This window comes from Vibrio sp. 2033 (assembly GCF_033339735.1).
This window is the reverse complement of the sequence record NZ_JAWOVC010000359.1, coordinates 1-696: the sequence shown is the minus strand read 5'-3', so window position 1 is coordinate 696 and position 696 is coordinate 1. Positions and strand designations below refer to the sequence as shown.

The following is a 696-nucleotide window of genomic DNA, read 5'->3' as shown; positions in this document are numbered from 1 at the left end:
GGTCCGGGTACTGCCGAAGAGTTGCTGTACATTCTTGGTATCATGATGCATCCAGACAATGCTGATCAGCCGATGCCGATTGTGTTAACCGGACCAAAAGAGAGCGAAGAATACTTCCGTTCTATCGACGCGTTTATTCGCGATACCTTAGGTGAAGAAGGTCAAAAACACTACCAAATCGTCATTGATGATCCTGCCGAAGTTGCACGTATCATGAAGCGCTCGATGGAAGATGTACGCCTTCATCGTAAAGAAAAAGGCGATGCTTACAGCTTCAACTGGTCATTGAAAATCGAACCGGATTTCCAACTGCCATTTGATCCACCGCATACTTCAATGGAAGGGTTGCATTTGAACTTAGATCACGACCCTCAAGTTCTGGCGGCTAACTTCCGCACAGCCTTCTCTGGTATTGTGGCAGGTAACGTCAAAGCCGAGGGCATTCGCGAAATCGAATGCAAAGGTCCATTTTCCATTCATGGCGATCCTGTACTGATGAAGAAGCTCGACAAGCTACTGCAAGACTTCGTTGAACAGCATCGAATGAAATTGCCAGGCGGTTCTGATTATGAACCATGCTATCGAATTGCCCATCCATAAATTGGTGGTCGATAGTCTGGCTTGCATTCGTTACACTAGGGGCAACGCCCCTTTTTTATTGCTAAGTCATTATGTCTATTCATCTTGTTATTATTG

Annotated in this window: 1 protein-coding gene; it reads left to right on the top strand. The window is 45.7% G+C overall.

All coding sequences use genetic code 11. The annotated features are described in order from the left end of the window. Nucleotides 1-600: pyrimidine/purine nucleotide monophosphate nucleosidase domain-containing protein (locus R7P74_RS26595; protein WP_318123645.1), on the top strand; the 600-nt coding region annotated here is incomplete at its 5' end. Nucleotides 601-696: the final 96 nt, after the last annotated feature.